This window comes from Psychromonas sp. 14N.309.X.WAT.B.A12, assembly GCF_030397575.1.
Classification (GTDB): Bacteria; Pseudomonadota; Gammaproteobacteria; order Enterobacterales; family Psychromonadaceae; genus Psychromonas.
Genome location: NZ_JAPNXS010000003.1, coordinates 139,238 through 165,326 on the forward strand (window position 1 = coordinate 139,238; position 26,089 = coordinate 165,326).

Genomic DNA, 26,089 nt, shown 5'->3' on the forward strand with positions numbered 1-26,089 from the left:
TAATAAACTAAATCCATTGTTATAAATTTAAAATTTTTTAAGCAACTTTAACCCTGCTAAGCCTTGCAACCCTCCTGTGTGTAAGGCGACTATATTTGTTTCTCTTGCAAAATAGTCTTGTTCAATTAATTGCCACAACGCGTAAAACATTTTTCCTGTGTATATAGGCTCTATGGGTATTTGAGTCTCATTACTAAATTGGTGGCAAAAATCAGCTAACGGTTTGGAGATTTTACCGTATCCTCCCTCATGATTTTCAGTATGTAAGTGCCAACTAACTTCATGTTCTGATTTAGCCCATTGTTTTACATTATGTTGTAGATACAGTGCGTTTTTTAATACGGCAATACCATGTACTTGTGTTGTAGGGCTATATTTGGCTGCTCCACTGATTAATCCTGCCAACGTCCCTCCGCTGCCTGTTGCCGTAAATATATGGTCAATAGCAGTAGGATGTTGGTCGGCCAATTCAATTATGATCTCTTCGACACCTGGAACAGCAAAAGCATTACTGCCTCCTTCTGGAATCAGGTAAGCCTCTGGGTATTGCAGTTGTAATTTTAATAAGTATTCAGTCTGTTCTTTTAAACGATAAGTTTGTCGATTAACAAATTGTAATGTCATTCCCCATTGTTGAGCCTGAGATAAGGTAGGATTCGCTGCATAGTGAGCTTCACCTCTGATAATACCTGTTGCTTGAAACTTGAAGTGGTGGCAGGCAGCAGCTAATGCATGGATATGGTTAGAAAACGCACCACCAAAACTGAGTAGGTGTGTTTTTTGTTGTGCTTCAGCTTGTAGCAAATTGTATTTTAACTTTCGCCATTTATTTCCCGCTATTTCTGGATGTAATAAGTCATCTCGTTTAATTGACAATTGGATTGCTTTTTCTGTTAACAAAGGATGGGTAATGGCTTGTAAAGGGCTTGAGTTAATCTGCTGATATAAAATGCTGTCGGTAATACTCATTGATTTCTATGCCCTTTAAAATTGTAATGCAACGAATGTTAAATGTTTTATTTTTTATTACTCACTGTTAAGTGATTGCTAAACCTACATTTTTTACTATGTAAGAGACAGAGTATAAATAAGCGCACTTGGATCGGAGAATGTACTTTTTTAAATTGCTCTTTTATTGCGCGAGCACTGCTTTTTCTTAAAAAAAACAAGCCCCCTGTGATATATGCATCAAATTGACGATTAAACAGATTCATATCTTTTGTGATAGTGGCAGTCTGTTAACAAGCTCATAACACTTTACGTGATATGAGCAAGTGAAAAAGAGTCTTTTCTTAGTTTCACTTTATTGTTTTAAAACAAGACGTTTAACCTAATTTTACATGGAGTTTAACATGCTGAAGTCTTTATATAAAAAAACCTTAGTAGCCGCAGTTGTGATGGTCACAAGTGTGAATGTGTTTGCAGCAGATAAAGTTTATCGTTTGAAGCTCGCTGAATCATGGGGGCCTAATTTTCCCGTTTTTGGTGATTCAGTTAAAAATATGGTGAAGATGGCAGAAGAGATGTCAAATGGCCGTTTAAAAATCCGTGTCGATTCAGCAAATAAGCATAAGTCTGCCTTTGGTGTCTTTGATATGGTAAAAAGTGGCCAATATGATATGGGGCATTCAGCAAGTTATTATTATAAAGGTAAAGTACCTAATACCCTGTATTTTACAACTATGCCTTTTGGGATGACGGCTATGGAGCAATACGCCTGGTTCCAATATGGAGGTGGTCAGGAACTGATGGATGAAGTTTATGCCGATCATAATTTAGTTGCCTTCCCTGGTGGTAATACAGGCGTGCAAATGGGTGGTTGGTTCCGTAAAGAGATCAATAATCTCGATGATTTGAAAAACCTGAAAATGCGTATTCCTGGTTTTGCTGGTGAAGTCTTAGCAAAATTAGGTGCAACACCGGTAAATATACCGCCAGGTGAGTTATACACAGCGTTAGAGCGTAACACGATTGACGCATTAGAATGGGTGGGTCCTTCGTTAGATCTGCGTATGGGCTTCCATAAAATAGCTCCTTTCTACTACATGGGATGGCATGAGCCAGCTACAGAATTAATGTTTATCATTAATAAAAAGAAATTAGACTCATTACCAGCTGATCTACAAGCTATCTTAAAAGTGGCTATGCACAAAGCCTCTTATGATATGTATGTTCAATCCTACGCATCAAGTGCTGAAAACTGGGCAGAAATGACTTCAGAGTTCCCTGATATTAAAGTGAAAACTTTCCCACCTGAAGTATTAGCTGCAATGAAAAAAGCCAACGATGAAATTCTTGCTGAAAAAGCGGCAAGTGATGAAATGGCCGCTAAAATCATTAAATCTCAACAAGATTACTTGAAATTAGTACGAGTATGGACTGATATTTCAGAGTTTGGTTACATTCAAAGTACTAAAGAATAACTGCTTGATTATTAAAAGCGACACTATGGATTGTGTCGCTTTTAATTGTTGCTTATCCACTCTTTATCTATAAGGAATATTATTAGATGGAAAGTCTGCAAAATGTATTTGATCGCTTTTCTGACATCGTTGGAAAAATTGCAGCCACATTAATGATTTTATTATTGGTTAATGTTTTTTACGATGTGGTGGCACGTTACTTTTTTAAATCCAGTTCAATTGGTTTACAAGAATTAGAATGGCACTTATTTGCTTCAATGTTTTTATTAGGCATTGCTTATACCTTAAAAGAAGAGGGGCATGTACGTGTTGATATTATTTATGAAAGATTAAGTGTGAAAGGAAAGGCATGGATTAACTGTTTAGGTTGTTTATTCTTCTTACTTCCTTTTTGTGTTCTGATCATATGGTACGGCTACAGTTTCGCTTTAGAGTCCTACAATCTACAAGAAACCAGTGGTGATCCGGGTGGTTTATCTCATCGTTGGATCATTAAATCAATGATTCCTTTTTCTGCATTCGCGTTAGCATTAAGTGCCTTTGGCGTACTTATAAAAAGTTTACGCAACATAACTAACCACAACATTTAAAGGGAATTTTTATGATTGGCATTATTATGTTTGGAGTCGCTTTATTGCTGCTATTAACGGGTTTTCCTGTGGCTTTTGTGTTTGCAGGTGTTGCCCTGATCTTTGGCATTTTTGCGGAAGGAGTAGAGTTATTCGCTTTCATGCCTTATCGCATTATGAGTATCATGGAAAACTCAATCATGATGGCTGTCCCTATGTTTATCTTCATGGGGAATATTTTACAAAAAACTAAATTAGCAGAGCAGTTGTTAGAAGCAATGGGGCAATTGTTTGGGCGTGTGCGAGGTGGTGTTGCTGTTTCAACCATCTTGGTGGGCTGCTTGTTAGCGGCATCAACGGGTGTTGTTGGGGCCTCTGTTGTGGCAATGGGAGTTATTTCTTTACCTGTTATGTTGAAGTATAACTATGACAAAAAACTAGCCACTGGTGTTATTTGTGCTTCTGGGACATTAGGTCAAATTATTCCTCCTTCAATTATTCTTATTATACTTGGGGATGTAATGGGGGTACCTGTAGGAGATCTATTTAGAGCTGCAATATTCCCTGGAGCAATCTTAGTTGCTGCATTTATTTTATACGTTTTAATTTACGCTTATTTTAAACCTGAATCTGCACCTGCTTTACCTGAGTCAGCGTTGTCTGGAACAGGTGGATTAACGCCTTATTGGATAGCTTTTAAGGCAATTGCACCACCATTAACGCTTATTTTTGCTGTGTTAGGATCTATTTTCTATGGAGTTGCAACACCGACCGAGTCTTCTGCTATTGGTGGGGGGGGAGCAATTCTATTAGCTATGCTATATAGGCAATGCTCTTGGAAAGTTATTTGGGAGTCTTCAATTGAAACTCTTAAAGTAACTTCTATGGTATTTGCTATCTTTATTGGAGCGACTGCGTTCTCGATGGTGTTTTCCTACACTGGTGGCGAAGAGATCATTGAAGAGATCATGTTCAGTTTACCAGGTGAGAAATGGGGCTTTTTAATCATTTCAATGCTGGTTATTTTGGTATTAGGATTCTTTATCGACTTTGTTGAGATATCATTTATTGTGGTCCCTATGTTGTATCCAATTGCAGAAATGATGGGGATTGATTTAACTTGGTTTGCAATATTAATTGCGATGAATTTACAAACTTCCTTTTTAACACCTCCCTTTGGTTTCAGTCTATTTTACCTAAAAGGTGTTGCCCCGCCACAGGTGAAAACCATGGATATCTATAAAGGGGTTGTTCCTTTTATCGGTTTACAGTTATTAGTCTTAGCTTCAATCGTTATATTTCCAGGGTTTTATGGTTTTGAATAATTAATCATTATTAGTTTATGCATATTACTTTAAAGCCTCTTAGATAGAGGCTTTTGTGTATTTAGCAGAAAATTTAAGATTGCAGCTAAATTGAAAATAAGGGATATTTGTTAGGGCTTATCCATTAAACTAATAACCATTATGCTTCATTCTATTTATTTTATTATCACTTAAGGACCCTAATGCTAGAAATTGTTGTCATTTACCTTGCTGCAGCACTTGCTGCTGTTCCTATTGCTAAGCGCCTTGGGTTAGGCTCTGTTTTAGGCTATTTGTTAGCCGGCATTTTAATCGGACCATTTGCACTTGGCTTAGTGGGAGACCAATCTGAGGTGCTGCATTTTGCAGAGTTTGGCGTGGTTATGATGTTATTTTTAATTGGCTTAGAGTTACAACCTAGTCGTTTATGGAAATTGCGTCATTCAATAGTGCTACAAGGTGGTTTACAAGTTGGGTTAAGCACCTTATTAATTTGGGGGGCTTGTTACTTATTATTTGATATGCATTGGCAAACTACATTAGCCTTAGGTTTAATGTTAGCTCTATCATCAACGGCAATCGTATTACAAACGCTAACTGAAAAAGGTTGGATCAAGCAACCAGCAGGGCAAAATACCTTCTCTATTTTACTCTTTCAAGACATTGCAGTGATCCCTATTTTAGCATTGTTGCCATTATTGGCTTTTAGTGATTCAGGCTCTGATATTGAAAGTCATGGTAGTTTGATCGAAGACTTTCCTGCATGGGGGCAGGTAGGTATTTCATTGTTAGTGATCAGTGGTATCTACTTTATTGGTAAATACGTTTCAACGCCTTTGTTCCGTTATATTGCTGATACACGCCTAAGGGAGATCTTTACTGTCTTTACGCTGTTTTTGGTTGTTTCTATTGCATTGATCATGCAAAAGATAGGTCTATCACCGGCATTAGGCACTTTCTTAGCTGGTGTTGTCTTAGCGGAAAGTGAATTCAGGCATGAGTTAGAAACCGATATCGAACCTTTCAAAGGTTTGTTACTGGGCTTATTCTTTATTGCAGTTGGTGCATCCATTGATTTTCAACTGTTATCCGAGCAGTTCCTATTAATCATGGGATTAGTTATTGGCTTAATTGTTCTCAAGGGCCTGGTCTTATATGGGATTGCGCTACTCTTTAAACTTAAGTCTAAGCAGAAAATACTATTTTCATTAGCCTTAGCGCAGGGTGGAGAATTTGCCTTTGTATTGATTTCATTAACCGGTACCTTGAATATACTGACTGCTGAAGAGTCTAAAATTACTACCTTAGTAGTGGCCATTTCTATGTTATTTGCGCCAGTATTATTAATGATATATGAACACCTGTTATTAAAAGATAAGTACACAGCTGCCTATGATGACCCTGAACATTTAGAGTCTACTGACCATGTGATTATCGTGGGTTATGGACGTTTTGGACAAGTGGTAGGGCGTTTATTAACCGCACAGGGCTATCACCTTTCTATTTTAGATCACAGCCCTGCACAGATTGATTTAGTACGTCGTTTTGGTATTAAAGTGTTTTACGGTGATGCTGCTCGCGGTGACTTATTAAAGTCTGCGGGTGCTGATGAAGCGAAGTTATTAGTGATTGCAGTGGATGAAGCTGAAAAGTCTTTACAGATAATCGACATAGCGCAAAAGTACTTTCCTAACTTAAAAATAGTGGTGCGTGCTATTGATAGGACACATGCTTATCGTATTCTTCAAAAAGGCGTACATACCTTCAGACGAGAAAGTTTCGATTCTGCAGTGAATTTAGGTGTAGATGCACTGAAGTTATTGGGTGAATCACCTTCATTTGCAGAAAAAGCGGGTGATCTATTTAAAAAGTACGATGAAAGTGCCTTAGAGGAGTTAGCTGATGTTTGGGGCGACGATAAACATTACGGCGCGGCAGTACGTCAACACTTAGCTGATTTAAAACAAGTCTTAGATAACGATAAGTTACAAAACCAACAACAAGCTGAACAGCAAGAGAAAAGCGACCAAGAATAAATATAAAATATCCACAAAAAAGCCAGCTTGAAAGCTGGCTTTTTTGGCGAGTCATAAAGTAAGTTTATTTAACTTCTTTACCTGAAGCTTGTAAATCAGCATGGTATGAAGAACGCACTAATGGACCACAAGCTGCATGTTCAAAACCAACCGACTTAGCCATTTCACCTAGAGCATCAAACTCTGCTGGTGGAACGTAACGCTCTACCGCAAGATGTTGTAAGCTAGGTTGTAAATATTGGCCAAGTGTCAGCATTGTTACGCCATGATCTGCAAGATCTCGAATGACTGTTTCTATTTGTTCGTTACTTTCACCTAACCCCATCATAACACCAGATTTAGTCGGTACCGTAGGGTGTTGTTCTTTAAATTTTTTCAGCAGTTGTAATGACCATTTATAGTCAGCGCCTGGACGAACCTGCTTGTATAAATGCGGTGCTGTTTCTAAGTTATGGTTAAATACATCTGGTACATCTTTTTCAAAACACGCTAATGCTTTATCCATACGACCTTTAAAGTCAGGTACTAAGATTTCAATCTTAATACTTGGATTTAATAAGCGAATTTCTCGGATACAATCTGCAAAATGTTGTGCGCCACCATCACGCAAATCATCACGGTCAACCGAAGTAATTACCACATATTTTAACTTCATGTCTTTGATGGTTTCTGCTAATTTCTTTGGTTCATCTTTATCGACAGCTAAAGGCTTACCATGGCCAACATCACAGAATGGACAACGACGAGTACAGATATCACCTAGAATCATAAAGGTTGCCGTACCGTGGTTAAAACATTCGTTTAAGTTAGGGCATGAAGCTTCTTCACAAACAGAATGTAATTTATTTTTACGTAAGGCCGCTTTAATTTCACTAACACGTGTATTATCCGCTGCTAATTTTATCTTCATCCACGATGGCTTTTTAAGTACCGTGTGTTTATCTGAAGGAATAACTTTAATAGGGATGTGAGACATTTTATCTGCATCGCGCAGTTTGTTGCCCGCAGTTAATTGACTTGGCTTAGTGTTCATTAATAAAACTCTCTATCTGTGTGTAGTGTAAATTTTGATTCAACTTCTCAATCAATAACGGCGATAACTCCGCAACAGAGGCATTAATACCTAAGTCACAACATTGAGTCATCTCTAATCCTGCATAACCACATGGGTTAATTTGTAAAAAAGGCTTGAGATCCATATCTACATTTAAGGCTAAACCGTGAAATGAGCAACCTTTGCGGATCTTTAATCCTAATGAAGCAATTTTTTTACCATCAACATAAACGCCTGGTGCATCTGGCTTTGCAATAGCAGTAACATTATAGTCTGCTAGCAAATCGATAATAGCCTGTTCTATTATACTTACTAAGCTCCGTACGTTGAAGTCTTTACGACGAATGTTAATCAGTAAATAGGCTATTAATTGTCCGGGTGCATGATGGGTTATTTGTCCACCACGGTCACTTTTAACAACAGGAATATCAGAGGTTCTTAATAAGTGCTCTGCTTTACCGGCAAGTCCTTGGGTAAATACCGGAGTATGCTCTACTAACCAAATTTCATCGATCGTATCTTGATCGCGTTGCTCAGTGAAATCACTCATTGCTTGCCAAGTTTCTTGGTAAGGTGTAACCCCTAAGTAGCGAATGATCAATTTGTCTTGAATTGCAGTCATGTTATCGGCTTATAAAATGTAACGTACAAGATCGAGTTTATTCAAAGCAGTATAAATATCTTCAATTTGCTCTTTACTATTCACAATAACAGGAATAGCTAATGAATGATAAGTACCTTTAGAGCTGGGTTTGACTGTCGGTGCGTAATCACCAGGTGCGATTTTTTGAATAACAGATAACACATCTGGGATAAGTTTTGGGTCAGCAAGGCCCATTACTTTGAATGAGAAGTTACATGGAAAGTCGAGTAATTCATCAAATTTAGTATTCAATGCCATGATTGGTTCCTGAGCAAGTTAGATATTGGAAAGTGAGGACTTGCCTCACTTTTAATTATTTGGGTAATTGTTATACCTAAATGTGAACGGTATATATGGGGACTATTTTAACCAAACCAACCAATAAATAATAATTTAATGTAATCGATGATACGGCTGAAAATACCACCTTCTTCAACGGTTTCTAAGGCAATCAAGTCGTAACTTGCTACCGCTTCATCAGCTAATGTGTAGTTAACTTGACCTACTTTGTCACCTTTTTGAATTGGTGCACGTAGCTCGTTATCGATAACGAAATCCGCTTTTAAGTTTTGAGATTGGTTACGTGGTAGCGTTAATGGTGTATCAACTGGAACACCTAAACGAATGTTTGCTTGTGTACCCATCCAAATACGTTCATTAGCTAATTGGTCATTAGCTTTATAAGGAGTGATGGTTTCAAAGAAACGGAAGCCCCAGTTTAATAACTTTTTGCTTTCAACTTTACGTGCTTCATCTGAGCGAGTTCCCATTACAACACTGATTAAACGCATGCCATCTTTTGTTGCAGAAGATACTAAGCTATAACCCGCAGCGCTAGTATGACCGGTTTTCATACCATCTACATTTAAGCTTTTATCCCATAATAAACCGTTACGATTATATTGTACGATACCATTGTATTTGAATGATTTTTCGCTATAGATTTTGTATTCATTAGGTACGTCAGTGATGATAGCTTTAGCTAATATCGCCATATCTTTAGCCGTTGTATGATGTCCATCTGCATGTAAACCATGACTGTTTACAAAATGTGTATCATTCATACCTAATTGCGCAGCCCATGAGTTCATTAAATCTGCAAAAGCTGATTCACTACCTGCAATATGTTCTGCCATTGCTACACAAGCATCATTTCCAGATTGAATGATGATACCTCTGTTTAAGTCTTCAACTGTTACTTCTTTACCGACTTCGATAAACATCTTTGAAGAATCAGGGAAGTTTTTAGACCAAGCGTTGTTCGAGATAGTTACTTTATCAGTCAACTTTAGGTTACCAGATTTTAACTCTTGTCCGATGATATAGCTGGTCATCATCTTAGTTAAAGAAGCTGGCTCTAATGTTTCTTCACTATTATTTTCAGAAAGGACTTTCCCAGAATCAAAGTCTATTAATAGGTAGCCTTTGGCTGCTATTGATGGAGCTTTAGGAACAATCATTGGAGCGGCTAGCGCGTTAATACTAAGTAAGAAAGTGATAAGCAGTAGGCTTATTTTTTTCATGTTACATACCTTCAAGGTTGTTAAGTCGAAAAATTGTTACGCACTATAGCAGATGAAGCTTTATTTGCTAAGGGCTAAGCAGGTTAGTTGGTTAATTAATTTTTATTTCATGGTCATTTATACCGGAGAGATAAAGGATTAAATGCTCATAAAAGTCACTTTTTTGATGCTCGAAAGTTAGCTTTTATCAACATAAAGGATCATGACAATCAATCATTTACAAAGTTCATTAATTATTTTTGTGACAAATATTTCATCTGATACATATCGGTGCGTTAGCTGGTTTATTGTTGCACTGTTATGGTGCAGAACAAATAAGTAATTAGTGGTGGTTATTTGTTAAGTTATTGTTATTGTTGGTTTATTTTTTTCTGGCACGTTAGTTGTTAATAGATGACTATGAACAAAACGTTTAATACACCTTAAAGGAATATATGATGAAAATGTTAACCGCAATTATTAAGCCATTTAAATTAGATGAAGTACGCGAAGCTGTAATGGGTATTGGTATCGCTGGTGTCACTGTTTCTGAAGTTAAAGGTTTCGGTCGTCAAAAAGGCCACACAGAATTATATCGTGGTGCTGAATACCAAGTTGATTTCTTACCTAAAGTGAAATTAGAAATTGCGGTTAAAGACGAAGATATTGAACGTTTAGTTGAAGCTATTATTAGCGCAGCTAATACAGGGAAAGTGGGTGATGGTAAGATTTTCATTCAGCCATTAGAGCAAGTTGTTCGTATTCGTACTGGCGAATTCGACGAAGAAGCACTTTAAACCACAAGTTTATATAAGTTAAGGATTACTATTATGGAAACAACAGTTACAGAACTAAGATTTGCGTTGGATACCTTTTATTTTTTAATATCAGGTGTGCTAGTTATGTGGATGGCAGCAGGTTTTGCCATGTTAGAAGCAGGTTTAGTTCGCTCTAAAAATACAACTGAAATTTTAACTAAAAATATCGTGTTATATGCAATCGCATGTACTATGTTCTTATTAGTTGGTTACAACATTATGTATGTTGATAACAGCGCTGGTGGTTGGTTACCTTCTTTTGGCTCTCTTATTGGTTCACCTTCTGAAGGTGCAGATCATTCTTTAGAGTCTGATTTCTTCTTCCAAGTGGTATTTGTTGCAACAGCAATGTCTATCGTATCGGGTGCAGTAGCTGAACGTATGAAGCTATGGGCATTCTTAATCTTCTCAGTATTCCTAACTGGTTTTATCTACCCAATGGAAGGTTACTGGACATGGGGCGGCGGTTTCCTAAGTGAAGCTGGTTTCAGTGATTTCGCTGGTTCAGGTATCGTTCACATGGCTGGTGCTGCAGCAGCGTTAGCAGCGGTAATTTTGCTAGGTGCTCGTCGTGGTAAATACGGTAAAGATGGAAGTGTTCACCCAATTCCAGGTTCAAACATGCCACTTGCTACATTAGGTACATTTATCTTATGGATGGGTTGGTTCGGCTTTAACGGTGGTTCTCAATTACTTCTTTCTGATGCAGAAAACGCAACAGCAGTGGGTCAAATCTTCCTAAATACTAATGCCGCAGCAGCAACTGGTGCTATTGCAGCACTATTAGTAAGTAAATTTAAATGGGGTAAAGCAGATTTAACTATGATTCTAAACGGCGCATTAGCTGGTTTAGTTGCAATCACTGCTGATCCACTATCTCCATCACCATTAGCCTCTGCATTTATCGGTCTAGTTGCTGGTGTAATTGTTGTTTACAGCATTGTAGGTCTAGATAAATTGAAAATTGATGATCCAGTAGGTGCTATCTCTGTACACGGTGTGTGTGGTCTATTTGGTTTATTAATTGTACCAATGTCTAACGACGGTGCATCAGTAATGACTCAGCTTTACGGCGCAGCAGTTATCTTCGGATTTGTATTCATCGCATCATGGGTAGTTTGGTCTATCATCAAAGTAACTATGGGTATTCGTGTTACTGCTGAGCAAGAAGATGCAGGTATGGATATGCACGATTGTGGTGTTGAAGCTTACCCTGAATTTAAAAACTAATAATTAATAAGTTACGCATCATTGATGGTGCAAGTTAACTATTAAAATAATTTAAATCCCCATTTTAATGATTAAAATGGGGATTTTTTTATGTAAATAATTTATAAATAACTTAGACTGTTATGAGGGGATGATTGTTATACCAATGACATTAAGCAGTGGTTGGTATTATTATGTTAATTAAGGAATGATAATGTTGAAAATAAAGTCTCTGTTAAGCCTATCTACCATAGTGTTATTGACTGCCTGCTCTTCAAGTGAACCTGTACAAGAAACTGCTGTAGGCGATATTCCTGGATGGATTTTAAACCCACAGATTGACGATGGGATTGCTGTTTCTGAATGTGTTTTGTGGTCTGGCAATATGTCAATCGATAAGCAGCAAGCTGTTGCAAATGCGCGTACTTCTTTAGCACAACGAATTGAAACGCGTGTTAGTGCAATGGATAAAACATACCGTGATAAAATTGAGGCATCTTCCGGTGTTGAATCTGGTACAACTTTCTCAAGTGTTTCTAAACAAGTGACTCAGCAAACCTTAGTGGGTACTAATCCAATTCAAACGGATATTGTGAATATTGCTGATAAAACTAATTTATGTGTATTAGTCGGTATTGGTCAACAATCAACGCAAGCTATTTTCGAACAATTGATCAGCGCATCTGAGCGAACTGTTAATGCACAACAAAAAGATATTTTGTACCAAGAGTTTAAAGCAGAGCGTGCAGATCTTGCTTTAGATAAAGAGATTGAAAAACTAAACGCTCAATAATTAACTTAATGAACTCATGGCATTAATTTAACTTAATGCCATTGTTCACTATCCATTACCCTCTCTCTGCATTTTTTACTATTTTCCTACATTAGAGGTTATCTTCACCTCACCCTTAATATAAATTAATACCTATTTTTAGTTAATGGCATAGTAATTGCTTTTTACAAGTATCAGTGTCAAAAATAGGCTAATCAATATGAATATTAATGCAGCATCAATGTTTAAAGAGTTACAAACACAAAGTGTCGAAGCAAAAGGTTTGAGTCGTGAATTAAACACCTCTTCAGTTAACCCTGCTCCTGCTGACTTCTCTGCCATGCTGAAACAAGCTATTGATAATGTGAATGGTTTACAGCAAAACACCACTGAATTACGCAATGGTTTCGAAATGGGTGATGAAAATGTCAGTTTATCTGATGTGATGATTGCAGCAAACAAATCAAGTTTAGCCTTTGATGCAACCGTACAGGTGCGCAATAAAATGGTTGAAGCTTATAAAGAAGTTATGAGCATGCCTGTTTAATCAGCTTTTGTTTAAAGTCAATTCGTTAAAAAGGAAGTCCTGTGTCTGATTCAGCAAGCAACGCAAATTTATTGCTAGAAGGGAGTGATAGTGAAGTGGTAACCCCGCAAAAAAGCGCGGTTTCATCATTCTTCTCTAATGTAGATGTATTACGACAAATTAGCATGATTATTGGTTTATTAATTGTGTTAGCGATTGTTGTAATCATTTGGTCGTGGGGCAAGGAAGCTGAATATCGCCCATTAGGTACCTATCAAACAGATGAGTTGATCTCTACATTGGATTTTTTAGATCAACAAAAAATTCCTTATAAACTTGAAGGTAATAACGTCTCTGTTATGTCCGATCAATATCAAAAAGTTAAACTGCTGATGACACGTGCAGGTTTAGCAAATGACGATGCAGACAACGGCGATGATATTTTATTACAAGATATGGGCTTCGGTGTAAGTCAACGTGTTGAAAAAGAAAGGTTAAAGCTAAGTCGTGAGCGTCAATTAGCACTCGCGATTAAAGAAATGAAAAACATTACTAATGCACAGGTCTTATTAGCAATTCCTAAAGAAAGTGTGTTTGCTCGTAAAGAAAGACAAGCAAGTGCTACGGTTGTTGTAACTAGTGCACGTTCTTATGCGTTATCAGCACAGGAAGTGGACTCAATTGTTGATCTCGTTGCATCAGCGGTACAAGGACTTTCACCAAACAACGTTACAGTGACAGATCAAAGAGGCCGTTTATTGCATTCAGGTAGCAGTACAGGCAGTTCTGCTCAAACTAGCAAAGAATTTGCAATGCAACGCGAAAGAGAAGACGAATATAAGTCAAAAATTGATGCTATTCTTATACCTGTATTAGGTATTGCAAATTATACTTCTGAAGTTGATTTGGTGATGGACTTCACCGTCGTAGAGGAAACTAAAAAAACGTTTAACCCTTCTAATCAAGCGATTCGCAGTGAAATGTTGATTGAAGATAAATCATCGTTAGGTGCGGTCATTGGCTCTGTCCCTGGGGCGTTGTCTAATCAACCTCCTGCCAATGGTGCAATTCCTGAAGAGTTAGAAGAAGCTGCAGAAAATGCAAAAGCAGAAAATAATGGTGCGTCTCGGACCGAATCGACACGAAACTATGAAGTTGATACCACCATTACGCATACTAAACATAAAGTGGGTAAGGTAGACAGACTAGCGGTTTCAGTAGCATTAGATTATATCAAGTCAACTAATGAAGCTGGTGAAGTCGTTTATACACCACGAAGTGCGGCAGAAGTAGAAAATATCAAGCAACTATTATTAGGTGGCTTAGGGATCAACGTAGCGCGTGGCGACATTTTGGCGCTGGCATCAGTGAGTTTTAATCGTCCTGAATTACCAGTGGAGCCAGAAAAAGCACTATGGGAAACGGAAAGCTTTCAAGGTTACGTAAGATTTGGTGGAAGCTTATTTGTCATTATTTTGACTTTGTTATTAATTGTTCGTCCAATCATGAAAAAACTATTATACCCAGAGTCACTTGAAAGTGCTGAAGAATACGAGTTAGGCGGAGCAATTGGCTCTGTAGAGAATGATAATCTACAAATGTTATCAGATGATGATAATGAGAGTCTTGAATTTGGGATGAGCAATGGTCAGTTTAAATTACCTGACCTACATAAGGATGAAGATCTGTTAACAGCAGTAAGATCTTTAGTGGCCAACGAGCCTGGTTTATCGGCACAAGTAATTAAAGAGTGGTTAATACAAGATGAGTGAGAATGAAAACAACAAAGAATCAACTAAAGTCGCTACTTATGATGTTACTCAGTTAAGCGGTGTAGAAAAATCAGCATTATTAATGTTGAGTTTAACACCTGCTGATGCGGCACAAATATTCAGAAACTTAGAGCCAAAACAAGTACAAAAACTAGGTATGAAGATGGCTGCATTAGAAGATTCTTCTCAGGCGAAAGTGAGTAGCGTGCATCGTGCATTCATCGAAGATATTCAAAAATACAGTAACATCGGCTTAGACAGTGAAAACTTTGTTCGTTCATCTTTAATCGAAGCGTTGGGGGAAGACAAGGCTGGAAATTTAGTGGATCAAATTATTTTAGGCAGTGGATCTAAAGGTCTAGACTCTCTGAAATGGATGGATGCACGTCAGGTTGCAAGTATTATTCAAAATGAGCATCCTCAGATTCAAACCATTGTTTTATCATATTTGGATCCTGAACAATCAGCTGAAATCTTAACGCAATTCCCGGAAAAGGTACGTCTCGACTTAATGATGCGTATTGCAGATTTAGAAGAAGTTCAACCAGCAGCATTGCAAGAATTGAACGAGATCATGGAAAAACAGTTTGCTGGTCAAGCTGGTGCACAAGCTGCGAAAATGGGTGGTGCTAAAGCAGCCGCGAACATTATGAACTACTTAGATACGGCTATCGAAGGTCCATTAATGGATTCTTTACGTGAGTCTGATGAAGATATGAGTCAACAAATTCAAGATCTTATGTTTGTATTTGATAACCTTATCGATGTTGATGACCGTGGTATTCAAACGCTATTACGTGAAGTGCCACCAGAGCAATTACAATTAGCCTTGAAAGGTGCTGATGAATTGCTTAAGAATAAAGTGCTGGCTAATATGTCAAAACGTGCTGCTGAAATGCTTGCTGATGATATCGAAGCGATGGGCCCGATTAGGATCAGCGAAGTTGAAGCTGCGCAAAAAGAGATCCTTAATATTGCTCGTCGATTATCAGATGCAGGTGAATTAATGCTAGGCGGCGGCGGTGGAGATGAGTTCTTATAATCATAAAATAGTAACTCGCACTCGTCGGTTAAAAAGGTAAATGGATGACTTCTAATAACGATAATGATAATGCATTCGAAAAATGGGCAATCCCTGACTTCGAAGAGGATATTTCACTTGGTGAAAATGATACCGATCTATTTGGTCGTCCTGCAAGCTGGTATCAAGATACGCCTGTTGAAGAGAGTGAAACGAAAGAAGAAGGCCCCAAACCATTAACCCTAGAAGATATTGAAGCAATTCGAGCATCCGCTTACGAAGATGGTTTTAATGAGGGAAAGGAAGCGGGTTATAACAAAGGTTTGGAAGAAGGTAAATTGCAAGGCTTAGGCGAAGGTCATAAAGAAGGGCTTGCACAAGGATTACAAGAAGGTCTTACAGAAGGGCAAGTCAAAGTAGATGTACAAACTTTACATTGGCAACAATTAGTTTCACGTCTACATAGGCCATTGGAAAAGTTAGATGAGCATGTTGAATTCCAACTAATCACATTAGCAACAAACCTTGCAGAGCAAATGGTGCGTTGTGAAGTGACGGTGAATCCTCAAGTTGTGTTACAAGCGTTGAAGCAAGGTATTGAAGCGCTTCCTGTCAATGAACAACATATTATTATCAGTTTAAATCCCGAAGACTTAGTTTTTGTACAAGACGCATTTTCTGAAAAAGAATGTGAAAAGCGTGGCTGGGATCTTAGATCTGAACCAACATTATTGCGTGGAGACTGCCAAATTCAAACTCAAACATCGAGTATTGATTACGCTTTTTCAACACGTATTACCCAAGTCTTAAAACATTTTTTAAAAGAAAATTATCAGAATACGCCAGAAGTAAGTAATGATGGTGACTTGAGTAATGAACAGCCTGTAGATTATGAAATGCAAACTGAAGATATGCTAAATAAAGCTGCTGAAGCCGAAGAGGAAGAAAACGAAGCACATATAGACAATGTAGAGCCGTCGATAGAAGACGTTGCTGAAAACCTTATTGAAGAGCCGCAAAAAAATAATAAAACGGCAACTGAAGATAATGAATAGTCTAGCGCAGCGTCTTAACCAGTACCAAGTGGGCGAGTCTATTACTCACCCCGTAGTTGCAGGTAAATTAGTAAGGGTCGTTGGATTAACTTTAGAAGCCGTGGGGTGCAGCGCTGCCGTTGGTAGTATGTGTAAAGTTGAAACCAATGATGGTTATATTGATGCAGAAGTGGTTGGTTTTTCCAGTGATCGCTTATTTTTGATGCCAAGTGAAAGGTTAACAGGAGTGTTACCTGGAGCAAAAGTGATCCCTCAAACAAAAGAGGTGGGTATTCCGGTTGGTATGGAACTGCTTGGCCGAGTACTTGATGGTATGGGCAATCCGATTGATGGAAAGGGCGACGTTAAAACCAATAGCATGAGTGGTTACCAAAATACACGCATCAATCCTCTTTCCCGCAAAGCGATTAAGTCGCCATTAGATACAGGTATTAAAGCGATTAATGCTTTATTAACCGTTGGCCAAGGTCAACGAATGGGCTTGTTTGCAGGCTCTGGCGTTGGTAAAAGTGTGTTATTAGGCATGATGACTCGTGGCACAAATGCTGATGTGGTGGTCGTTGGCTTGATTGGTGAACGTGGTCGTGAAGTTAAAGAGTTTATTGAAGAAATATTAGGCGAAGAAGGTCGATCTAGGGCGGTGGTTATTGCCGCTCCTGCTGATGCATCACCTTTAATGCGTCTAAAAGGCTGTGAAACGGCATTAACTATTGCCGAATACTTTCGTGATCAAGGCTTGAATGTATTATTACTAATGGATTCTTTAACACGTTTTGCACAAGCACAACGTGAGATTGCATTAGCTATTGGTGAACCTCCTGCCACTAAAGGTTATCCACCTTCTGTTTTTGCCAAGCTACCTGCATTAGTTGAGCGAGCTGGTAATGGTAATGACAATCAAGGATCAATTAGTGCCTTTTTCACCGTATTAACTGAGGGTGATGATCTACAAGACCCAATTGCTGATGCGTCTCGCGCCATTTTAGATGGGCATATCGTATTATCTAGAAACCTAGCTGACGCTGGTCATTTTCCTGCCATTGATGTGGCTAAATCAATTAGTCGAGTGATGCCGATGGTCACTTCTGATGAACATCAAACCCTCGCGCGAGTACTAAAACAAGCATATGCACTTTATGAAGAGAACAAAGAGCTGATCACTATAGGGGCTTATTCCCGTGGCAGTGACCCACGTATTGATAAAGCAATTTTAATTAAGCCTAGATTGGATCATTTCTTGCAACAAGGTATGAAAGACAGTATCAGTTACAACGATTGTTTGACACAACTTGCCGTTTTAACGCAGGAGTTTGTGAATAGCTAAAGGATTACATCATGGCCGTGAATGCATTACAGCTTGTATATGAGCAAAGAGAGAAGCAAGTTGATCAAGCGTTAAAAGTTTATCAACAGGCTAAAAACGATCTCTTTGAGCAACGTAATCAGTTGCAAAACCTGCATCAATATCGTCGTCAATATATTGCTCAGTTAAGTGAGAAGGGATCTCAGGGGTTGACGATTTCTACTTTGGGTAAATACCAGCAATTCATTGTTCAAATAGACCAAGGTTTAAGTAATCAACAATCTTCTCTGGTTAAGTTTGAATATGCGGTACGTGAAGCAAAGCGGAAATGGACCGATAGTCAAATAGCACATAAAGCGATGGGGTTATTGTTAGAGAAAAAGGCGCTTGAAAAGACGAAGTTAGAAGATAAAAAAGAGCAACAGTTATTAGACGAATTTGCCACTTTTCAGTTTTTTAGAAATAAACAATCACAACAAGAATATAACTAATCATTAGCTAGAATAGTGATTATAGCGAACTACTTAACAGTAGAAACCGTTTTAATATAGAGAGAGTTTTTTATGGTGCAGCCTTTAATGTTTGCTAGTACTACAACTAGTGATTTAAAAGCACATAAAGAGAATGAAATCTTAGGTAAATCCATTTTATCTGAAGAGCGGAGTGAGCCTGCGCAAAAGCAACAGGGATTTTCTCAATTATTAAATGATAAGATTGAAGAAAATAAAGCACCTACAGTAACAGCGGCTTTAGCTGACGCTAAGAAAATGGTTAACGCCACTGAACGACAAACTATTGAGAGTCAGAGTGATGAAAGTGAGCTCAATGTTCAGGATACTGAGTTTTTATCAGTCTCATCAACGCAAGTGACCGGCCAAGATAATGATGTAGCTGTCTCTACGGATAGTCCTGTTCAAACGCTACTTAGCTCAGATGTTATTGAACAGGATGAGCTAGCAGACAAAAATACTCTCCAATCTACTAATAAAGCTTCTGATGAAAAACTCCCAGAAAAAAGCATAGGTGGGGTAACTGCTGAGCAAACGGCAATGAAACCTTCAACAGTAAACAGTGATTTATTAACGAGTAGTCAATTAAATTCAAAAGACCTTCAAAAAACCAATGATACCGATGAAAGTGACGATAAAGAAGCTGCTTTAGAACAAGGGGGAACTTTTACATTTGATAATGTAGTTACTCAACAAAGTGCATCGCAGGAAAGAGATAGCGAAAGCTTAGATATGGACAAGAGTGAGACTTTCACCTTTGATAATGTGGTTACTCAACAAAGTGCATCGCAGGAAGGTGATAGCGAAAGCTTAGGTATAGATAAGAATGAGACTTTCACTTTTGATAATGTGGTTACCCAACAAAGTATATTGCAGGAAGGTGATGTTGAAAGTTTAGATATAGATAATAAAGCCACTGTTAGATTTGATAATTTGAATGGTCAAGCAACCATCGAAAGATCGAGTATCAGTGATGATTCAGTTGAAGATGCAAATACAACATTAGTAACTGATAATGGACAAGCGACACAGTCTCAGCAGGCGCAACTACTATCTAGTATTCGAGATGCACAGCAAATGAATACTAATGTTAATAATAGCAATGAAAACAGTCTTGATAGTATCGATCAAATAAACGTATTAAGTAAAAAAGCTAACCTTCAAGCTTCCCAGCATACTCTATTACAAGAGCAAAAAATTGGGGTAGAGAGTGATGGCCAAGAAGGTTTATCAACATTAAACAATAAAATATTATCTCTTGCTAAAGACGAGCCACAAATCGCGTTACCAGAGCTTGTAACAGAAGAGGATGGACAATTAGACAATCCAGCTAGTATCTCGACTACATTAAAAGTGGAAGGGCAAGCGGCTGCACAAACTATGGTTGATGTTAATGGCGCTAAACCTATTCAAACTAGTATCATTCAGTCAGATAAACTTGTGTCAATGAATCAACATATGCAAGCCACTAATAATTTACTGCAAGAACCTTTAGATATTCAATCTAAACAGGCCGCCCACTTGATGGGGGAACGCGTGATGATGATGTTATCCGAAGGCAAGCAAGAAGTGCAAATTCGATTAGATCCTGCGGAGTTAGGGTCTATGTTTATTAAGGTGCAGGTTCAGCAGGATCAAGTTCAATTAAATATTCAAACCCAGGCCGGTTTAAGTAAAGATATTATTGAGCAAAATATGCCACGCTTAAGAGAGCAATTAGCACAACAAGGAATTCAATTAAGTGATGCTAATGTTGAACAGCAATCTCAACAGCAACAACAGTCTGGACAGCATCAATCGATGCAGGCTATGAATAGTCGTGGTGCTAATGATGCAGATTTAGTTGAAGATAATAGTACTGCCATTTGGATGCCTTCAAAAATTGCTTCTAATGATCAAGGAATTGATTATTATGCATAATAATTTTTTAAACATCTTGGATTAACGGCGAAATGACAATTAAAATCAGTGTATTATTCCCCTAGATTAAGACGCTATAAACACTGGTTATTTTAAGGAGAGTATAAATGGCTGAAGAAAATGAAGCGTCAGGTGAAGCACCTGCTGGCAAAAAGAAATTAATTATTATCATCGCAGCAGCGGTATTAGTGTTAATCATTGCTGGTGCAGCTGTTTTTTTTCTGTTCTTTAGTAGCGAGCCAGAAAGTGAAGAGGTAGTAAAAGATGCTGCAATGGAAGAGGTACAAAAACTAGAAGCTAATTATGTGCCGATGCCCAGACCCCTTGTATTTAATGTCACTGAAGGGAATCGAAATAGAACGGCACAAATTAAAGTACAGTTAATTGTTGATAACAAAGCTGATACTGTATTAGTACGTAAACATATTCCTTTATTAGAGAGTACGTTGGTGACTGTATTTGGAGAAGCTTCCGTAGAACAATTACGTAGTCCTCAAGGGAAGAATGAGTTACGAATGACCGCGCTTGAAGAGCTTAATAAAGCGACTAATTTGGTTGAGCAACGTGCGTTAATCCATACGGTATTATTTACCGGTTTTGTTTTACAGTAATAGATAAGGGTTAAGCATGGATTTATTATCCCAAGATGAAATCGACGCGCTATTGCATGGTGTTGATGATGTCGATGAGGAAAGTGGTGATAATGGAGAAATGGACTCGGGTGATACCCATGCCCATTTTGACTTTTCATCACAAGATAGGATTGTACGTGGGCGTATGCCAACCTTGGAGTTGGTTAACGAACGATTTGCCCGTCATTTACGTATCAGTTTATTTAATATGTTACGTCATACCGCTGAAGTGTCTATCAATGGCGTGCAAATGCTTAAATTTGGTGAGTATGTTCACACCCTATTTGTCCCTACTAGCCTGAATATGGTGCGTTTTCGTCCGTTGAAAGGAACTGGTTTGATAACTATGGAAGCTCGCTTAGTTTTCATTCTAGTGGAAAATTTTTTTGGTGGAGATGGTCGTTATCACGCCAAAATTGAAGGTAGGGAGTTTACTCCTACTGAGCGTCGTATCATTCAAATGCTATTAAAAATAGTATTTGAAGATTACCATAATGCTTGGGCTCCAGTGATGGATGCAGAGTTTGAATACCTTGATTCTGAAGTGAATCCTGCGATGGCTAATATTGTCAGTCCAACGGAAGTGATTGTAGTTAATTCCTTCCATATTGAGCTAGACGGTGGTGGTGGTGATTTCCATATCGCTATGCCTTATTCGATGCTCGAACCAATTCGTGAATTATTGGATGCAGGTGTTCAAAGTGATAAAGAGGATACCGATCAACGTTGGTCTCAAGCACTTGAAGATGAAATTATGGATGTGGAAGTGGGGGTTGATGCATGTGTTGTGGAAAAAGAGCTATCCTTGCGAGAGATAATGCATTTAAAAAGCGGTGACATTATTCCCATTGATCTTCCTGAAAGTTTGTTAGTATCAGTAGAAGGTCTACCTAGTTTCCGTGCAACTTTGGGGAAAGCCAATGACAATTATGCTTTAAAAGTCACCGAAAAAATTAATCGTCCTGAAGTGCAAAAAACACAAATTCAGTTAGAAGATTTAAGAGAAAAATAGCAAGACCATTGTAGATGCAATAATAGGAAGCAAATAATGAGTACAGAACAAGATATGGCTGATGATTGGGCAGCAGCATTAGAAGAGTCAGAAAATGCTGGTTCCGAAGCAAAAAGCATTGATTTAGATGAGCTCAAAGATACTAAAAAGCCAATGAGTGATGATGAGTTGGAACGTTTAGACAGTATTCTCGATATTCCTGTAACTATTTCCATGGAAGTAGGGCGCAGTAAAATTAATATCCGTAATCTGTTACAGCTTAATCAAGGTTCAGTTGTAGAGCTGGAGCGTATTGCGGGTGAACCACTAGATGTATTAGTTAATGGTACCTTGATCGCCCATGGTGAAGTGGTGGTTGTTAATGATAAATTTGGTATTCGTTTAACCGATGTGATTAGCCAAACCGAACGTATTAAAAAACTAAAATGAAGCCGCTCACATGGATTATAAGTGTTGTAATGGCGACATTAAGTTTGCCTGTAATGGCGCTAGAGGAAACAAGTAAACGCCCAGAATTAGCGATTGGTACTATGCTGGGCTCTTTGATTTTGGTGCTTGCTTGTATCTTCCTATTTGCATTCTTGATGAAAAAGAGCAACTTGATTCGTCATGGTGGTCAGCACAGTCCAATTAAAGTGATTTCCACGCAAGCGCTGACTAATAAAAGTCGGGTGCAAATAATAGAGGTGCGTGGTAAACAATATCTGCTAGGTGTCAGTGAGCATTCTGTTAACTTGCTCGATCAATTAGATCCAGCTCAAGAAGAAGATATTGATATTCCTGAAAATCCTTCATTCAAAACTGCGTTTACTAGCGTACTATCCAAAGTAGGAAAGAAAAATAATGAATAAACTACTCTGGTTATTAGCCTCTGTCCTAATAATGTTTGTACCTCAAGTATTGGCCGATCCTACTGCCTTATCTGCGGTAACAGTGACAACCAGCCCTACAGGCGATCAAGAATACAGTGTTACGCTGCAAGTCTTAGCTTTTATGACGGCATTGAGCTTCCTGCCGGCAATGCTTATTTTAATGACCTCTTTTACTCGTATTGTGGTGGTCATGTCGATTCTGCGTCAAGCTCTAGGCTTACAAAGCTCTCCATCTAATCAGGTGATTAACGGTATAGCACTGTTTTTGACCTTCTTTATCATGGCGCCAGTGTTTAATCGTATTAATGAAACGGCTTTACAACCTTATCTCAATGAAGAAATGACCATTGTGCAAGCATTGGAAGAAGGTAAAAAGCCGATGATGCAATTTATGTTGTCACAAACGCGCCTAAAAGACCTTGAGATGTTCATGGAAATTGCTGATGTTCAAGTAGATACACCTGAAGAAGTGCCAATTACAGTATTGATACCTGCTTTTGTAACTAGTGAATTAAAAACTGCTTTCCAAATAGGCTTTATGTTGTTTATTCCTTTTTTGATTATAGATTTAGTGGTAGCAAGTATCTTAATGGCAATGGGGATGATGATGTTATCACCAATGATTATTTCACTACCCTTTAAATTAATGTTGTTTGTATTAGTAGATGGCTGGAACTTAGTCATGGGCAGTTTAGCTAATAGTTTCGGGTTGTAAGGAGACTTATGGAACCGGAAGTTTTTGTTAATATTTTTAGACAAGCATTATGGTTGGTATTGATTCTAGTCTCTGCGGTGATCATACCCAGCTTGATAGTAGGTTTAGTGGTCGCTATCTTTCAAGCTGCAACTTCAATTAATGAGCAGACACTAAGCTTTTTACCTCGTCTTATTATGACCTTAGTAGCGTTAGCATTTGGCGCACATTGGGGGGTTGGTAAGTTAATGGAGTTCTTTGTATCTATGATTGATCAGATTCCACAAGTGGTTGGCTAATGGTTTTCTCTGCGGATCTTATTTTAGATCTGATTGCCAGCTACCTATGGGCATTTAGTCGTATTGCCGCCATGATGATGGTGATGGTTGCTATTGGCTCTAATACCTTACCTACTCGTATTCGCTTATTTTATGCGCTAACTATTACATTAATCGCCTTGCCTGCTATCCCTGCTGGACCTGATGATATTGAGTTGTTTTCACTTAATAGTTTTATTGTGGTGATGCAGCAAATCCTGATCGGTATTGCGATAGGTACTATTTCTGTTTTTGTTGTGCAAACCTTCGTGATTGCAGGTCAAATTATAGCGATGCAAACCAGTTTAGGGTTCGCATCTATGGCCGACCCTTTAAGTGGCGAAAGTTCACCAGTGGTCGGGCAATTTTATGTGTTGTTAGTGACTCTATTATTTTTGGGAGTAGATGGCCATCTCTTGATGATTGAAATGATCATTAAAAGTTTTAGCACTTTACCCGTTTCTGAAAGCGGGTTATTAGCATTAGATTATTATCATGTAGCTGATTGGCTTTCTACTATGTTTCATGCTGCCTTGGCTTTTTCTATCGCTTCTATGGTGGCGATGTTATTGGTTAATTTATCCTTTGGTATTATGACTAAAGCAGCACCACAGCTAAATATCTTTAGCTTAGGGTTTTCGATTAGTATGGTATTTGGGCTGTTTGTATTATGGATAACTCTGCTAAATGTGCCAATGCATTTTCAAAACCAATGGACAGAAGGGGTAACGAGTATGTGTGAAATGCTTAATAACCCTTGTGCCAAACCTTAGCGGGTTACTTATGTATATTAAGGGGTTAAGTCATGGCTGAAAATGAAAACGGTACCGATAAGTCCGAACAGGCCACGCCCGAAAAAGTACGCAAATCCAAAGAAAAGGGACAAGTTGCTCGATCTAAAGAGTTAGCGACCGCGTCGGTGTTAATTGCTGCTGCGCTATCAATGTTTGTTTTTGGTGATAAGCTCGCTTATGAATTGTCAGTCATGATGAAACGCGCTTTCACTTTTGAACGTGCTGATATCTATTCACCAGAACATATGTGGCATGTGTTAGTTGATGGTTTCAGTGGTTTAGGTATACCAGTTTTTCTTATTCTACTGATGTTATTTATTATCTCTATTCTAGGCAGTTCTTTGTTAGGTGGTATGTTGTTTAGTACTAAAGCAATGATGCCTAAATTTAGTCGAATGAGTCCTAAAGCCGGTTTTAAACGCATGTTTGGTATGCAAGCTTGGGTTGAGCTGATTAAATCTATTTTAAAAGTAACCGTGGTCATGTGCGTTGCCTGGGCGATTTTAGCAGCCACTTTTGAGCACATATTACATCTGTCTATAAGCCAATTACCGGGCAGCGCTTTTGAAGCATTGGATATGCTCAGCTGGATGTTTTTATTGTTGTGTCTTTCGTTATTAGTGATTGTTGCAGTTGATGTTCCTTACCAAATATATAAGCACAATGATGAATTGAAGATGACCAAGCAAGAGGTCAAAGATGAGTTTCGTAACTCTGAAGGGAAGCCCGAAGTAAAACAGCGTATTCGTCAATTACAATATGAGATGTCACAACGAACTATGATGGGAGATGTCCCTGATGCTGATGTGATTGTCACCAATCCAACTCATTACTCTGTAGCGCTTAAATACGATAAAGACGGCGATCGTCCACCTTATGTGGTTGCCAAAGGTGTTGACTTTATGGCTTTGAAAATCCGTGAAGTGGGACGAGAGCATGAAGTCCCTGTGATGCAGTCACCACAATTATGTCGTGCGGTGTATCATACGACTGACATTGGTGAAGATGTTCCTGAGGAGTTATTTATCGCTATTGCTAAGATCTTAGCTTACATCTATCAGTTAGAGCAGTTTAGGAAAGGTAAGTCTGGCCGACCTAAAGCGTTACCAACTGAGATTCCTGTACCGGATGATTTCCTCTATCCGAATTAGTTCCTTTCCTATCCGATCATTCATTGAAAGTTGTTTTTCGCTTATATAATTAATTGGTATTGTATTTGCTTAATACTAAGGTGCAGAAGATAATTTGACACTATTAACATGTATTTAGTCATTATTTCTTCATTTTGAATCGTGCTTATCTCGTATACAAAGCATCCACCACTTTTAATAT

The 26,089-nt window shown here is 38.3% G+C and carries 27 protein-coding genes; 22 read left to right on the top strand and 5 right to left on the bottom strand.

Annotated features, from left to right (window positions below):
* Positions 1 to 27: 27 nt before the first annotated feature.
* The gene (locus OW492_RS05470) at positions 28 to 969 is read right to left on the bottom strand and encodes a pyridoxal-phosphate dependent enzyme (RefSeq protein ID WP_290038929.1); all 942 of its coding nucleotides are present in this window, start codon (positions 967 to 969) and stop codon (positions 28 to 30) included.
* A gap of 383 nt (positions 970 to 1,352) precedes the next feature.
* Here OW492_RS05470 and OW492_RS05475 point away from each other — a divergent pair, with 383 nt between their 5' ends.
* From OW492_RS05475 to OW492_RS05490, 4 genes are all read left to right on the top strand, one after another.
* Positions 1,353 to 2,423, top strand: a complete 1,071-nt coding sequence (locus OW492_RS05475) for a TRAP transporter substrate-binding protein (RefSeq protein ID WP_290038930.1) — start codon at positions 1,353 to 1,355, stop codon at positions 2,421 to 2,423.
* 86 nt (positions 2,424 to 2,509) lie between these two features.
* The gene (locus OW492_RS05480) at positions 2,510 to 3,013 is read left to right on the top strand and encodes a TRAP transporter small permease subunit (RefSeq protein WP_290038931.1); all 504 of its coding nucleotides are present in this window, start codon (positions 2,510 to 2,512) and stop codon (positions 3,011 to 3,013) included.
* An 11-nt stretch (positions 3,014 to 3,024) separates the two neighbouring features.
* Positions 3,025 to 4,317 (top strand): TRAP transporter large permease subunit, encoded by a 1,293-nt coding sequence (locus OW492_RS05485; protein ID WP_290038932.1) that lies wholly within the window; start codon positions 3,025 to 3,027, stop codon positions 4,315 to 4,317.
* A gap of 182 nt (positions 4,318 to 4,499) precedes the next feature.
* The gene (locus tag OW492_RS05490; protein ID WP_290038933.1) at positions 4,500 to 6,332 is read left to right on the top strand and encodes a monovalent cation:proton antiporter-2 (CPA2) family protein; all 1,833 of its coding nucleotides are present in this window, start codon (positions 4,500 to 4,502) and stop codon (positions 6,330 to 6,332) included.
* A gap of 64 nt (positions 6,333 to 6,396) precedes the next feature.
* On the opposite strand, the gene lipA is transcribed toward OW492_RS05490, so the two are convergent.
* The 4 genes from lipA to OW492_RS05510 form a co-directional block, all read right to left on the bottom strand.
* Positions 6,397 to 7,365, bottom strand: a complete 969-nt coding sequence (lipA, locus tag OW492_RS05495) for a lipoyl synthase (RefSeq protein WP_290038934.1) — start codon at positions 7,363 to 7,365, stop codon at positions 6,397 to 6,399.
* Positions 7,355 to 8,008, bottom strand: coding sequence for a lipoyl(octanoyl) transferase LipB (gene lipB / locus OW492_RS05500; protein ID WP_290038935.1), 654 nt, complete (start codon positions 8,006 to 8,008; stop codon positions 7,355 to 7,357). Before lipB ends, lipA begins: the two co-directional genes overlap by 11 nt.
* A 9-nt stretch (positions 8,009 to 8,017) precedes the next feature.
* Positions 8,018 to 8,287 carry a DUF493 family protein YbeD gene (gene ybeD, locus OW492_RS05505; protein WP_290038936.1) on the bottom strand — a complete coding sequence of 90 codons (270 nt, stop codon included), beginning with the start codon at positions 8,285 to 8,287 and terminating at the stop codon, positions 8,018 to 8,020.
* Between the two features lie 107 nt (positions 8,288 to 8,394).
* Positions 8,395 to 9,552, bottom strand: a complete 1,158-nt coding sequence (locus tag OW492_RS05510; RefSeq protein ID WP_290038937.1) for a D-alanyl-D-alanine carboxypeptidase family protein — start codon at positions 9,550 to 9,552, stop codon at positions 8,395 to 8,397.
* 437 nt (positions 9,553 to 9,989) lie between these two features.
* Here OW492_RS05510 and OW492_RS05515 point away from each other — a divergent pair, with 437 nt between their 5' ends.
* The 18 genes from OW492_RS05515 to flhB all read left to right on the top strand — a co-directional run bounded on the left by OW492_RS05515 (position 9,990) and on the right by flhB (position 25,908).
* On the top strand, positions 9,990 to 10,328 hold the full coding sequence (locus OW492_RS05515; protein WP_290039113.1) for a P-II family nitrogen regulator: 339 nt from the start codon (positions 9,990 to 9,992) through the stop codon (positions 10,326 to 10,328).
* Positions 10,329 to 10,361: 33 nt separating this feature from the next.
* Positions 10,362 to 11,579 (top strand): ammonium transporter, encoded by a 1,218-nt coding sequence (locus tag OW492_RS05520; RefSeq protein ID WP_290038938.1) that lies wholly within the window; start codon positions 10,362 to 10,364, stop codon positions 11,577 to 11,579.
* A gap of 193 nt (positions 11,580 to 11,772) precedes the next feature.
* Positions 11,773 to 12,351 (top strand): hypothetical protein, encoded by a 579-nt coding sequence (locus OW492_RS05525; protein WP_290038939.1) that lies wholly within the window; start codon positions 11,773 to 11,775, stop codon positions 12,349 to 12,351.
* Positions 12,352 to 12,550: 199 nt separating this feature from the next.
* Positions 12,551 to 12,877, top strand: coding sequence for a flagellar hook-basal body complex protein FliE (gene fliE / locus OW492_RS05530; RefSeq protein ID WP_290038940.1), 327 nt, complete (start codon positions 12,551 to 12,553; stop codon positions 12,875 to 12,877).
* Positions 12,878 to 12,918: 41 nt separating this feature from the next.
* Positions 12,919 to 14,628: a flagellar basal-body MS-ring/collar protein FliF gene (fliF, locus tag OW492_RS05535; protein WP_290038941.1), complete on the top strand. Its 1,710-nt coding sequence runs from the start codon at positions 12,919 to 12,921 to the stop codon at positions 14,626 to 14,628.
* Positions 14,621 to 15,670 carry a flagellar motor switch protein FliG gene (gene fliG, locus OW492_RS05540; RefSeq protein WP_290038942.1) on the top strand — a complete coding sequence of 350 codons (1,050 nt, stop codon included), beginning with the start codon at positions 14,621 to 14,623 and terminating at the stop codon, positions 15,668 to 15,670. Before fliF ends, fliG begins: the two co-directional genes overlap by 8 nt.
* Positions 15,671 to 15,714: 44 nt before the next feature.
* Positions 15,715 to 16,704 carry a flagellar assembly protein FliH gene (fliH, locus tag OW492_RS05545; RefSeq protein ID WP_290038943.1) on the top strand — a complete coding sequence of 330 codons (990 nt, stop codon included), beginning with the start codon at positions 15,715 to 15,717 and terminating at the stop codon, positions 16,702 to 16,704.
* The gene (gene fliI, locus OW492_RS05550; RefSeq protein ID WP_290038944.1) at positions 16,697 to 18,028 is read left to right on the top strand and encodes a flagellar protein export ATPase FliI; all 1,332 of its coding nucleotides are present in this window, start codon (positions 16,697 to 16,699) and stop codon (positions 18,026 to 18,028) included. Before fliH ends, fliI begins: the two co-directional genes overlap by 8 nt.
* A gap of 11 nt (positions 18,029 to 18,039) precedes the next feature.
* Entirely contained in the window at positions 18,040 to 18,498 is a 459-nt protein-coding gene (gene fliJ, locus OW492_RS05555) for a flagellar export protein FliJ (RefSeq protein WP_290038945.1), read from the top strand.
* Positions 18,499 to 18,570: 72 nt separating this feature from the next.
* Positions 18,571 to 20,436, top strand: a complete 1,866-nt coding sequence (locus tag OW492_RS05560) for a flagellar hook-length control protein FliK (RefSeq protein WP_290038946.1) — start codon at positions 18,571 to 18,573, stop codon at positions 20,434 to 20,436.
* Between the two features lie 107 nt (positions 20,437 to 20,543).
* Positions 20,544 to 21,047 (top strand): flagellar basal body-associated FliL family protein, encoded by a 504-nt coding sequence (locus tag OW492_RS05565; RefSeq protein ID WP_290038947.1) that lies wholly within the window; start codon positions 20,544 to 20,546, stop codon positions 21,045 to 21,047.
* Between the two features lie 16 nt (positions 21,048 to 21,063).
* Positions 21,064 to 22,080 carry a flagellar motor switch protein FliM gene (gene fliM, locus OW492_RS05570; RefSeq protein WP_290038948.1) on the top strand — a complete coding sequence of 339 codons (1,017 nt, stop codon included), beginning with the start codon at positions 21,064 to 21,066 and terminating at the stop codon, positions 22,078 to 22,080.
* Between the two features lie 36 nt (positions 22,081 to 22,116).
* On the top strand, positions 22,117 to 22,509 hold the full coding sequence (gene fliN / locus OW492_RS05575) for a flagellar motor switch protein FliN (protein WP_290038949.1): 393 nt from the start codon (positions 22,117 to 22,119) through the stop codon (positions 22,507 to 22,509).
* 29 nt (positions 22,510 to 22,538) lie between these two features.
* Positions 22,539 to 22,931 (top strand): flagellar biosynthetic protein FliO, encoded by a 393-nt coding sequence (gene fliO / locus OW492_RS05580; RefSeq protein WP_290038950.1) that lies wholly within the window; start codon positions 22,539 to 22,541, stop codon positions 22,929 to 22,931.
* A complete protein-coding gene (fliP, locus tag OW492_RS05585) occupies positions 22,924 to 23,667 on the top strand; it encodes a flagellar type III secretion system pore protein FliP (protein WP_290038951.1) in 744 nt (247 codons plus the stop codon). Before fliO ends, fliP begins: the two co-directional genes overlap by 8 nt.
* A gap of 8 nt (positions 23,668 to 23,675) precedes the next feature.
* The gene (fliQ, locus tag OW492_RS05590) at positions 23,676 to 23,945 is read left to right on the top strand and encodes a flagellar biosynthesis protein FliQ (protein ID WP_290038952.1); all 270 of its coding nucleotides are present in this window, start codon (positions 23,676 to 23,678) and stop codon (positions 23,943 to 23,945) included.
* Positions 23,945 to 24,736, top strand: a complete 792-nt coding sequence (gene fliR / locus OW492_RS05595; RefSeq protein WP_290038953.1) for a flagellar biosynthetic protein FliR — start codon at positions 23,945 to 23,947, stop codon at positions 24,734 to 24,736. Before fliQ ends, fliR begins: the two co-directional genes overlap by 1 nt.
* A gap of 32 nt (positions 24,737 to 24,768) precedes the next feature.
* Positions 24,769 to 25,908 (top strand): flagellar biosynthesis protein FlhB, encoded by a 1,140-nt coding sequence (gene flhB / locus OW492_RS05600; RefSeq protein WP_290038954.1) that lies wholly within the window; start codon positions 24,769 to 24,771, stop codon positions 25,906 to 25,908.
* Positions 25,909 to 26,089: the final 181 nt, after the last annotated feature.

Bases quoted from the DNA above. Each gene is read 5' to 3' on its own strand.
- OW492_RS05470 (WP_290038929.1), bottom strand. From the start codon at position 969: ATGAGTATTACCGACAGCATTTTATATCAGCAGATTAACTCAAGCCCT.
- OW492_RS05475 (WP_290038930.1), top strand. From the start codon at position 1,353: ATGCTGAAGTCTTTATATAAAAAAACCTTAGTAGCCGCAGTTGTGATG.
- OW492_RS05480 (WP_290038931.1), top strand. From the start codon at position 2,510: ATGGAAAGTCTGCAAAATGTATTTGATCGCTTTTCTGACATCGTTGGA.
- OW492_RS05485 (WP_290038932.1), top strand. From the start codon at position 3,025: ATGATTGGCATTATTATGTTTGGAGTCGCTTTATTGCTGCTATTAACG.
- OW492_RS05490 (WP_290038933.1), top strand. From the start codon at position 4,500: ATGCTAGAAATTGTTGTCATTTACCTTGCTGCAGCACTTGCTGCTGTT.
- lipA (WP_290038934.1), bottom strand. From the start codon at position 7,365: ATGAACACTAAGCCAAGTCAATTAACTGCGGGCAACAAACTGCGCGAT.
- lipB (WP_290038935.1), bottom strand. From the start codon at position 8,008: ATGACTGCAATTCAAGACAAATTGATCATTCGCTACTTAGGGGTTACA.
- ybeD (WP_290038936.1), bottom strand. From the start codon at position 8,287: ATGGCATTGAATACTAAATTTGATGAATTACTCGACTTTCCATGTAAC.
- OW492_RS05510 (WP_290038937.1), bottom strand. From the start codon at position 9,552: ATGAAAAAAATAAGCCTACTGCTTATCACTTTCTTACTTAGTATTAAC.
- OW492_RS05515 (WP_290039113.1), top strand. From the start codon at position 9,990: ATGAAAATGTTAACCGCAATTATTAAGCCATTTAAATTAGATGAAGTA.
- OW492_RS05520 (WP_290038938.1), top strand. From the start codon at position 10,362: ATGGAAACAACAGTTACAGAACTAAGATTTGCGTTGGATACCTTTTAT.
- OW492_RS05525 (WP_290038939.1), top strand. From the start codon at position 11,773: ATGTTGAAAATAAAGTCTCTGTTAAGCCTATCTACCATAGTGTTATTG.
- fliE (WP_290038940.1), top strand. From the start codon at position 12,551: ATGAATATTAATGCAGCATCAATGTTTAAAGAGTTACAAACACAAAGT.
- fliG (WP_290038942.1), top strand. From the start codon at position 14,621: ATGAGTGAGAATGAAAACAACAAAGAATCAACTAAAGTCGCTACTTAT.
- fliH (WP_290038943.1), top strand. From the start codon at position 15,715: ATGACTTCTAATAACGATAATGATAATGCATTCGAAAAATGGGCAATC.
- fliI (WP_290038944.1), top strand. From the start codon at position 16,697: ATGAATAGTCTAGCGCAGCGTCTTAACCAGTACCAAGTGGGCGAGTCT.
- fliJ (WP_290038945.1), top strand. From the start codon at position 18,040: ATGGCCGTGAATGCATTACAGCTTGTATATGAGCAAAGAGAGAAGCAA.
- OW492_RS05560 (WP_290038946.1), top strand. From the start codon at position 18,571: ATGGTGCAGCCTTTAATGTTTGCTAGTACTACAACTAGTGATTTAAAA.
- OW492_RS05565 (WP_290038947.1), top strand. From the start codon at position 20,544: ATGGCTGAAGAAAATGAAGCGTCAGGTGAAGCACCTGCTGGCAAAAAG.
- fliM (WP_290038948.1), top strand. From the start codon at position 21,064: ATGGATTTATTATCCCAAGATGAAATCGACGCGCTATTGCATGGTGTT.
- fliN (WP_290038949.1), top strand. From the start codon at position 22,117: ATGAGTACAGAACAAGATATGGCTGATGATTGGGCAGCAGCATTAGAA.
- fliO (WP_290038950.1), top strand. From the start codon at position 22,539: ATGGCGACATTAAGTTTGCCTGTAATGGCGCTAGAGGAAACAAGTAAA.
- fliP (WP_290038951.1), top strand. From the start codon at position 22,924: ATGAATAAACTACTCTGGTTATTAGCCTCTGTCCTAATAATGTTTGTA.
- fliQ (WP_290038952.1), top strand. From the start codon at position 23,676: ATGGAACCGGAAGTTTTTGTTAATATTTTTAGACAAGCATTATGGTTG.
- fliR (WP_290038953.1), top strand. From the start codon at position 23,945: ATGGTTTTCTCTGCGGATCTTATTTTAGATCTGATTGCCAGCTACCTA.
- flhB (WP_290038954.1), top strand. From the start codon at position 24,769: ATGGCTGAAAATGAAAACGGTACCGATAAGTCCGAACAGGCCACGCCC.